Genomic DNA, 9355 nt, shown 5'->3' on the forward strand with positions numbered 1-9355 from the left:
GGCGCCATCGCCTCCTTCTCCTCCCGCGGCGCGGGCCCCGGCGGCATCGTCAAGCCGAACGTCGCCGCCCCCGGCGTGAACGTCCGCTCCTCCGTGCCCGGCGGCGAGTACGCCTCCTTCTCCGGCACCTCGATGGCCTCCCCGCACACCGCCGCCACCGTGGCCCTGCTGTGGTCGGCCGCGCCCTCCCTCGCCGGTGACGTGGCGCAGACGGAAGCCCTGCTGGACGGCACCGCCCAGGACACGGACAACGGCCAGTGCGGCGGCACCGCCGCCGACAACAACGTCTTCGGAGAGGGCCGGCTCGACGCCCTGGCCGCGGTGAACTCCGCCCCGCGCGGCGCGGTCGGCGCGCTCGCCGGCACCGTCCGCGACGACGCCGGGGCGCCCGTCGCGGGCGCCAAGGTCACCGCGCACGGCCCGATCGACCGGACCGCCACCACCGCCACCGACGGCACCTACCGATTCGGCGTCCTGTCCACCGGCGCGTACGAGGTCACCGCCGCGAAGTTCGGCTACGGACAGCGCGGCACGACCGCGGCCGTCACCGAACAGGCCACCACCACCGCCGACCTCACCCTGCCCCGGGCTGCCAGTGCCAGGCTCACCGGCACCGTCACCTCGCCCGCCGGGCCCGCCGCCGGAGCGGCCGTCACCATCGCGGACACCCCCGTGACGGCCACCACCGACGCGCAGGGGCGCTTCGAGGTCACCCTGCCGCACGGCACCTACGACGTGACCGCCACCCACCCCGCCCGCTGCCTCACCGCCGGCACGGCCAAGGCCGCAGTCACCGCGGACACCACCGTCACCGTCGCCCTCCCCGAGCGCACCGACGGCTACGGCTACGCGTGCGCCGCGGACGGCGGCCGCCCGTACTCCGCCGGCGACCGGCGCCTGGCCCTGACCGGCGACAACACCACCGAGCGCGTCGACCTGCCCTTCCCGCTGCCGCTGTACGGGAAGACGTACGCGCAGGCCTGGATCGGCACCAACGGCACGGTCAGCCTCGGCGGCAACCACACCGGCGACGTCAACGGCGACATCCCGAGCGCCGCCACCCCCAACGCGGCCCTCTACCCCTTCTGGGACGACCTCGTCGTCGGCGCCGCCGACAGCGGATCGGGCGTCTTCACCGCCGTCACCGGCACCGCCCCGCACCGCAGTTACGTGATCGAGTGGCGCAAGGTCGCCCACTGGTCCGCACAGTCCGACACCTTCTCCTTCTCGGCCGCCATCGGCGAGGACGGCAACGTCACCTACTCCTACAAGGGGACGGGCGGCACCGGCCTCAAGGGCGGGTCCTCCGCCACCGTCGGCGTGGAGAACGCAGCCGGCACAGACGCCTTCAAGTACTCCTTCAACAGCCCCGCCCTCACCGACGGCCTCTCCATCGGCTTCCGCACCACCCGCAGCGGCGTCGTCACCGGCCGGGTGCTCGACGCCAACGACGGGGGCGGCGTCCCCGGCGCCACCGTGACCGTCGGCAGCGGCGACTCCGCCGTCTCCGCCACCACCGCCGCCGACGGCGGGTACGTGGTCCAGAGCCCCTCGGGAGCCCGTACGGTCACCCTGGCCGCACCCTCCTACGAGACCGCCACCACCACCGCCGACGTCAGGCCGGCCGACGTCACCGCGGTCAGCCAGGCGCTGCGCACCGGCCGGGTCACCGCCGCCGCACCGGCCGTGGAACTGGTCCTGCCCGCCGACCAGCGGCGCACCCGCACCCTGGAACTCACCAACTCCGGCCTCGCCAGCGCCTACGCGGTCGCCGAGGACGCGCCGTGGCTGACGGTGACCCCGGCGGAGGGGAACCTCCCGACCGGCGGCAAGGCCCCGCTCACGCTGACGGCGGACACCGCCGGGCTGGCCCCGGGCACCGTCCTGAGCACCGGACTGCGGATCACCTCGGCCAGCGGCCGCACCCCCGTCCTCACCGTCCCCGTCAAGATCGTCGTACCGCGCTACCAGACCGCCGTGGACGCCGGCGCCGACCGGGCCGGCACGGACGCGGCGGGCGACGCCTGGTCCCCGGACCGCAAGTACACCGCCGGCTCGTACGGCTACCAGGGCAGCTCCTCCGTCCACTCCACCGGCCGCACCATCGCCGGCACCGACGAGCAGCGGCTCTTCCGCAGCGCCCGCGAAGGCATGTACGAGTACCGCTTCGACAACGTCCCGAACGGCACCTACACCGTGGAGCTGGGCTTCGCCGAGCTCTCCACCACCCGGCCCGACAAGCGCGTCTTCGACGTCCTCGCCGAGGGGACCCAGATCCTGCCCTCGCTGGACGTCTCCCTGGAGGCGGGCACCTACACCGCCCTGAACAGGACCTACACGGTCAAGGTCACCGACGGGGTGCTGAACCTCCGCTTCGTCACGCACAGCGGCTTCGGCAAGCCCCTGGTCAACACCCTCCGGGTGACCGACCGCCCCGACAAGAACTAGCCGGCCCGGCCGCCGCCCGCCGCCCGGCAATCGGGTGGCGGGCGGCGGCTCCGCCGGGACATCCCGGTCGGCGTGCCCGGCCCGCCCGGCGGGGCGACGTAGCGTGGAGGACCATGACGCCGCAGATCGAGGCACTCGAACGGGCCGCGGGCCCGGCCGCGCTCTGGGCGGTGGGATCGGCCGACGCCGTCCACGCCGCCCGCCCCGGCACCCCCGGCACCCCCGACGGAGACGAGGGAGAGGACGGAGGCGACGGAGACGACGGAGGCGGCGAGGGCTGGAACGCCCCGCTCGACGCCGGGGCCATGACCCCGCTGCTCGCGCTCTGGCCCGTCATCGGCGGCCTCGTCACCCGGGGCGAGCTGACCCTGCACACCCCCCTCACCGCCTACGGTGAGGCCGCCTCGGCGGGGCTGCCCGGCGGCACCACCACCCACCACCTGCTCACCCGGTGCGACGGCCCCGCCCCCCTCCACGCCCTCACCCGCCTCGCCGAACACCTCGCCGGCGCCCCCCTGGCCGACTGCGCCCGCACCAGGGTCTGGGGGCCCCTCGGCATGACCCGCACCCGCTTCGCCGGCACCACCCTGCGCACCTGCCCGGCCGACCTGGCCCGGTTCCTGCGCCACCTGCTCTCCGCCGACGACACGGCCGCCACCGCCCCCACCGCCGGCACCGCGGACGCCGACGCCGCCGATGCCGAACGGCCCGTCAGCCGTGCCTGGACCGCCGAGTCCCTGCGGATCCGCACCGGCGAACTCACCCCCTCGCGCGGCCTGCTCTGGCATCCCGCCCCCGCCGGGGTCTGGACCCACCACCCCCCGTCCGGCTCCGGCCCGGCCGTGTGGATCTCGCCCCGCCAGAACCGCTGGGCGCTGCTCGTCCCCGGCCCGGAGGGCGAGGGCTCCGGCCCGCCGCGCGCGGCGTTCCGCGAGGCCGCGTTCGGGCCCGCTCCCGCGCGCGCCGCCCGCGGGGCGGACGTACGGTGATGCCGAAGTCACCGTACGCAGCCCCCGCGAGGAACCCATGTCCGACGCCGCGACCGCCCTGGCCACCGATCCGGACGCCGACACGCTCGACGCCCTGTGCCGGGACCTGGCCGAGGCCGCCGACGCCGTCGGCGAGGCCGCCCGGTACGCCTCCGGACTCGCCCTCGGACCCCGTCTGACCGCGGGGGCCCTCGCGGGCCGCGGCGGGAGCCGCCGCCGGGCCTGGCGCACCCTGCTGCGCACCCTCACCGACCCGGCCGGACTCGGCTGGGCCCCGCGCGGACGGGGGCTGGCCCGGGCCGGCTGGCTCGCCGGGATCCTGGGCGGCCGCGAGAGCCTCGCCGTCAGCACCGCCGTCTGCGGGCTCAAGGGGCCGGATCCGCGGGGCGACCCGCGGGGCCGCCCCGAGCTGCTGGCCGACCCGGACTGCGCCGCCCTGCTGCGGGCGGTCTCCGAGGACCGGCAGGCCGACGCGGCCCGCGCCTTCCGGGCCCTGCTGCGCGAACGCGGCGCACCGCGCGCCTTCGCCCTGCTGACCCCGGCGTTCGCGGACGTCCTGGCCTGGCACGCCCTGACCGACGAGAACCCCTTCAACGACCACGCGGGCTGGCAGGTGGCCACCGGCCGGGCCGTCACCGCCGCACCCCTGCTGGGCCTCGGCGCCGCCGTGCGGGCCTTCTGCTCCCGCAGCCCCGGCCCGGCGGCGCCGCGCCGGCGAACCCCGGAGGAGCCGTGAGCCACTGCCCCCTGACAGCGCCCCGCCCCGGCGGACGGCCTGCGCCCCCACTCCGCCGCCCTGCGCTCCCACGCCCGGCGGCTGCGGGCGGGCGCGGCCGCCCTGGAGTGGCGCGGCCAGGAGGCCGACGCGTACCGCGCCGAGGTCGCCGCCCTCGCCGACCGCTGCGCCCGCGCCGCCGCAGGCCTCGCCCTGGCGGCGGCGCAGCTGGAGGGTCCGCACGTCCGGCGCCGGTGAACGCCGCGGCGACGTCCGGCCGAGGGTCAGAGGACCAGCGACAGCAGCAGGACGAAGCCCAGGCCGCAGACCGAGATGACGGTCTCCATCACCGACCACGTCTTGAGGGTCTGCCCGACGGTCATCCCGAAGTACTCCTTGACCAGCCAGAACCCGGCGTCGTTGACATGGCTGAAGAAGAGCGAGCCCGCCCCGATCGCCAGGACCAGCAGCGCGGTCTCCGTGGTGGACGTGCCCGCCGCGAGCGGCGCCACCAGCCCGGCCGCCGAGATGGTGGCGACCGTCGCCGAGCCCGTCGCCAGCCGGATGGCGACCGCGATCAGCCAGGCCAGCAGCAGGGCCGGAACGGACCAGTCCTTGGAGACGTCGAGGATCATCTGACCCACACCGGCGTCGATCAGCGTCTGCTTGAACCCGCCGCCCGCGCCCACGATCAGCAGGATCCCGGCGATCGGCGCCAGGGACTTCTCCACCGTGGACGACAGCCGCTCCCGGGTGAACCCGGCGGCCCGGCCGAGGGTGAACATCCCGACCAGGACGGCGGCGAGCAGGGCGATCAGCGGGGAACCGACGACGTCGGCGACCTTCTGCACCGGGTCGGCCGGGTCGTCGACAACGATGTCGACCAGCGCCTTGACCAGCATCAGCGCCACCGGCAGCAGCACCGTGAAGACCGTCGCCCCGAACCGGGGGCGGTGCGCGGACCCCACCGGCGGGCGCTCGGGAGCCAGGGGCTCCGGCGCCGGAATGTCCACCCAGCGCGCCGCGTACCGGGAGAACAGCGGGCCGGCGATGACCACCGTGGGGATCGCGACGAGCACCCCGAGGGCGAGGGTGACGCCCAGGTTCGCGTGCAGCGCGTCGACGGCGACCAGCGGGCCCGGGTGCGGCGGGATCAGACCGTGCATCACCGACAGGCCGGCCAGTGCGGGCACGCCGATCCGCATCAGGGAGTAGCCGCCGCGCCGGGCGACCAGCAGCACCACCGGGATCAGCAGCACGATGCCGACCTCGAAGAAGAGCGGCAGCCCGATCACCGAGGCGATCAGCACCATCGCCCAGGGCATGGCCCGGCCCCGCGCGCGGGCCAGGATGGTGTCCACGATCTCGTCCGCGCCGCCCGAGTCGGCCAGCAGCCTGCCGAGGACCGCGCCGAGCGCGATGAGCACGCCGACTCCGGCGACCGTGGCGCCGAGGCCGGCGGTGAAGCTGGCGATCGTCTTGTTCAGCGGGGCGCCCGCGAAGGACCCGAGGGCCAGCGAACCGACCGTCAGGGCCAGGAAGGCGTGCATCTTGAGGCGGGTGATGAGCAGGACGATGACGGCGATGCCCGCGAGGACGGCGACACCCAGCTGGGCGTCACCGGCCGAGGTGATGGGGCCGGGGGCGGCCGCCGCCAGAGTCTCGACGCTGAGACCGGTCACGGTGGGGTTCCTCAACTCTCGAACGTGCGGAGGGCGGCCAGCGCCCGTGCGGTGATCTCCTCGGGCGTGCCGGCGACGTCGACGGCGAACCCGCGCTCGTCCGCGCGGAGCGGTTCGAGCACGGCGAACTGGGAGTCCAGCAGGGAGGCGGGCATGAAGTGCCCCTTGCGGTCCGCCATGCGCCGCTCGATGAGCGGCCGGTCCCCGGTGAGGTGGACGAACACGGCGTCCGGAGCGGCCGCGCGCAGCCGGTCGCGGTAGGAGTGCTTGAGGCAGGAGGCGGCGACCACGCCGCCGCCCAGCCCGGCCCGGTCGCGGATCCACCCGCCGATCGCGTCCAGCCAGGGCCGGCGGTCGTCGTCGTCCAGCGGGACGCCGGCGGACATCTTCGCCACGTTGGCGGCCGGATGGAAGGCGTCGCCCTCGGCGTACGGGAGGCCGAGCGCCTCCGCGAGCAGCCGCCCGACGGTCGTCTTGCCGGTGCCGGAGACGCCCATCACCACAATGACGCGCTGGGAGCTCACGTCGTACCTCGCTGTCGTCTGTCCTCGTTGCTGGGAGGACCACTGAAGCCTATTAAGTAGTACTTATTCAAGGGGTGGGCGATAAAACATCACACCTTTTGCCTTTGAGGACCGTCACCGTACGCTTACGCCATGACCACCGAAGGCAGTCCGGGCCATGGACTCCACTCCCAGGTGCTGGACACCCTCGGCCTCGCGATCACGGCGGGCGAGTACCCGCCCGGCAGCGTCCTGCGCACCGACGAGATCGCCGGACGCTTCGACGCCTCCCGCACCGTCGTCCGCGAAGTGGTCCGCGTCCTGGAGTCGATGCAGCTCGTCGAGTCCCGCCGCCGGGTCGGGGTCACCGTCCGCCCCGCCGAGCAGTGGAACGTCTACGACCCGCGCGTCATCCGCTGGCGGCTCGCCGGCACCGACCGCCCCCGCCAGCTGCGCTCCCTGACCGTGCTGCGCTCGGCCGTCGAACCCGTCGCCGCCGGACTCGCCGCCACCCGCGCCACCCCCGAGCAGTGCGCGCGGCTCACCGAAGCGGCCCTCGGCATGGTCCGCACCTCCCGCGGCCACCAGCTGGAGGACTACCTCCACCACGACGTCGCCTTCCACCGGACCGTCCTCGACGCCTCCGGCAACGAGATGTTCGCCCGGCTCGGCGACGTCGTCGCCGAGGTCCTCACCGGCCGCACCCAGCACGCCGTGATGTTCCACGACCCCGACCCGGCCGCCGTCACCCTCCACGTACGGGTCGCCGAAGCCGTCCGCGAAGGCGACGCGGCCGCCGCCGAGGCCCTGACCCGCCGGATCGCCCTCGGCGCCCTGGAAGAACTCGACGTCCTCGCCCCCTGAAACGGGCCCCGCCCCGCCCAGGGCTCCGCCGGGCAGGGCCGCCGGATCGTGTTCCTGGACGACTGACCCGGCCCCCCCGCCGCCTACCCGGCCGCGGGTGCGCCGCGGGTGGCGAACTGGGTCCGGTACAGCTCGGCGTACCGGCCGTCCGCCGCCAGCAGCTCGGGGTGCGTGCCGCGTTCGACGATCCGGCCGTCCTCCACCACGAGGATCAGGTCGGCGGCCTGGACCGTGGACAGCCGGTGCGCGATCACCACGGCCGTACGGCCCGACAGGGCCTCGGCCAGCGCCTCCTGCACGGCCGCCTCCGAGGTGGAGTCCAGATGGGCGGTGGCCTCGTCGAGGATCACCACCCGCTGCCGGGCCAGCAGCAGCCGGGCGATGGTCAGCCGCTGGCGCTCCCCGCCCGACAGCCGGTAGCCGCGCTCGCCGACGACGGTGTCCAGCCCGTCGGGCAGGGAGGCGACCAGGGTGTCCAGGCGGGAGCGGCGCAGGGCCTCCCACAGCTCGTCCTCGCCCGCCCCGGGCCGGGCCAGCAGCAGGTTGGCCCGTACCGACTCGTGGAAGAGGTGGCCGTCCTGGGTGACCATGCCGAGGGTGTCGCGGATGGAGTCGGCGGTGAGGTCCCGTACGTCGACGCCGCCCAGGCGGACCGCGCCCGCGTCCGCGTCGTACAGCCGGGGCAGCAGCTGGGCGATGGTCGACTTGCCGGCGCCCGAGGAGCCGACGAGGGCGATCATCTGGCCGGGCTCCGCGCGGAAGGACACCTCGTGGAGGACCCGGGTGCCGCCCCGGGCGTCGAGCACGGCCACCTCCTCCAGGGAGGCGAGCGAGACCTTGTCGGGGGAGGGGTAGCCGAAGGAGACCCGGTCGAACTCCACCGACACCGGGCCGTCGGGCACCCGGACGGCGTCCGGCTTCTGGGCGATCAGCGGCTCCAGGTCGAGGATCTCGAAGACCCGCTCGAAGCTGACCATGGCGCTCATCACCTCGACCCGGGCCCCGGCGAGCGCGGTCAGCGGGGCGTAGAGCCTGGTCAGGAGGAGGGCGAGGGCGACGACGGAGCCGGCCTCCAGGGTGCCGCGCAGCGCGAAGTACCCGCCCAGCCCGTACACCAGGGCCAGGGCCAGCGCGGAGACCAGGGTCAGGGCGGTGATGAAGGCCGACTGGGCCATGGCCGTACGGATCCCGATGTCGCGGACCCGGGCCGCGCGGGCCGCGAACTCGGCGGACTCGTCCGAGGGCCGCCCGAACAGCTTCACCAGCGTCGCGCCCGGCGCGGAGAACCGTTCCGTCATCTGCGTGCCCATCGCCGCGTTCAGCGCCGACGCCTCCCGCTGCATCCCCGCCATCCGCGCGCCCATCCGCCGGGCCGGCAGCACGAACACCGGCAGCAGCACCAGCGCCAGCAGGGTGATCTGCCAGGAGATGGTGAGCATCACGCCCAGCGTCAGCAGCAGGGTCACGATGTTGGAGACCACCCCGGAGAGGGTGTTGCTGAAGGCCCGCTGCGCGCCGATCACGTCGTTGTTGAGCCGGCTGACCAGCGCACCCGTCCGGGTCCGGGTGAAGAAGGCGACCGGCATCCGCTGGACGTGGTCGAAGACCGCCCGGCGCAGGTCCAGGATCAGCCCCTCGCCGAGGGTGGCCGACAGCTTGCGCGTCAGCAGGCCCAGCCCCGCCTCGGCCACCGCGATCACCGCGATGAGCAGCGCCAGCCGGACCACCTCGCCCTCGTCCCCGTGCCCGACGATGGTGTCCACGATCCGGCTGGCCAGCAGGGGAGTGGCCACCGCCAGCAGCGCGCCGACCACGCTCAGCAGCAGGAAGAGGGTCAGCCCGCGCCGGTGCGGGCGGGCGAAGGCGGCGATCCGGCGCAGGCTCGCCCGGGAGAGCGGGCGGCGGTCCTGCTGGGCGTTGATCGCGCTGTGCAGCGAATGCCAGGCGGTGACTTCCATGTCCATGCCCCCACGCTAGGACCTCAACTGGACTTCAGGTCAACGGTTCCGCCCGCACTCACCCCGCGGTGTGGTCAACTCACGTTTTGTCAACGGAACTTCGACGCCACCGGGCCCTGTCGGTGCCCGGTGGCATCCTTCGGGGAAATGACGCAGTCACCGCAGTCATCACAGCCGGACCACCCCGCCCGCCAGG

General features: G+C 74.8%; 7 protein-coding genes. 4 read left to right on the top strand and 3 right to left on the bottom strand.

The window, feature by feature from the left end:
• From SSNG_RS31435 to SSNG_RS31445, 3 genes are all read left to right on the top strand, one after another.
• Window positions 1-2448 (top strand): carboxypeptidase regulatory-like domain-containing protein (locus tag SSNG_RS31435; RefSeq protein ID WP_042804423.1); only part of this gene is annotated, 2448 nt, incomplete at its 5' end.
• 113 nt (window positions 2449-2561) lie between these two features.
• Window positions 2562-3437, top strand: coding sequence for a hypothetical protein (locus tag SSNG_RS45020; protein WP_042802440.1), 876 nt, complete (start codon window positions 2562-2564; stop codon window positions 3435-3437).
• Window positions 3438-3474: 37 nt separating this feature from the next.
• On the top strand, window positions 3475-4173 hold the full coding sequence (locus SSNG_RS31445; protein WP_050779788.1) for a hypothetical protein: 699 nt from the start codon (window positions 3475-3477) through the stop codon (window positions 4171-4173).
• A gap of 263 nt (window positions 4174-4436) precedes the next feature.
• On the opposite strand, the gene SSNG_RS31450 is transcribed toward SSNG_RS31445, so the two are convergent.
• Both SSNG_RS31450 and SSNG_RS31455 read right to left on the bottom strand, forming a co-directional pair.
• Window positions 4437-5834 (bottom strand): gluconate:H+ symporter, encoded by a 1398-nt coding sequence (locus SSNG_RS31450; RefSeq protein WP_007267988.1) that lies wholly within the window; start codon window positions 5832-5834, stop codon window positions 4437-4439.
• An 11-nt stretch (window positions 5835-5845) separates the two neighbouring features.
• A complete protein-coding gene (locus SSNG_RS31455; RefSeq protein ID WP_007267989.1) occupies window positions 5846-6358 on the bottom strand; it encodes a gluconokinase in 513 nt (170 codons plus the stop codon).
• Between the two features lie 132 nt (window positions 6359-6490).
• On the opposite strand from SSNG_RS31455, the gene SSNG_RS31460 reads away from it, so the two are divergent.
• Complete coding sequence (locus SSNG_RS31460; protein ID WP_007267990.1) at window positions 6491-7201, top strand: FCD domain-containing protein; 711 nt, start codon at window positions 6491-6493, stop codon at window positions 7199-7201.
• Window positions 7202-7284: 83 nt separating this feature from the next.
• Here SSNG_RS31460 and SSNG_RS31465 read toward each other — a convergent pair whose 3' ends face one another.
• The gene (locus SSNG_RS31465; protein ID WP_007267991.1) at window positions 7285-9165 is read right to left on the bottom strand and encodes an ABC transporter ATP-binding protein; all 1881 of its coding nucleotides are present in this window, start codon (window positions 9163-9165) and stop codon (window positions 7285-7287) included.
• Between the last annotated feature and the right edge of the window lie 190 nt (window positions 9166-9355).

The sequence above is a fragment of the Streptomyces sp. C genome (assembly GCF_000158895.1).
Classification (GTDB): domain Bacteria; phylum Actinomycetota; class Actinomycetes; order Streptomycetales; family Streptomycetaceae; genus Streptomyces; species Streptomyces racemochromogenes.

Bases quoted from the DNA above. Each gene is read 5' to 3' on its own strand.
- SSNG_RS45020 (WP_042802440.1), top strand. From the start codon at position 2,562: ATGACGCCGCAGATCGAGGCACTCGAACGGGCCGCGGGCCCGGCCGCG.
- SSNG_RS31445 (WP_050779788.1), top strand. From the start codon at position 3,475: ATGTCCGACGCCGCGACCGCCCTGGCCACCGATCCGGACGCCGACACG.
- SSNG_RS31460 (WP_007267990.1), top strand. From the start codon at position 6,491: ATGACCACCGAAGGCAGTCCGGGCCATGGACTCCACTCCCAGGTGCTG.
- SSNG_RS31465 (WP_007267991.1), bottom strand. From the start codon at position 9,165: ATGGACATGGAAGTCACCGCCTGGCATTCGCTGCACAGCGCGATCAAC.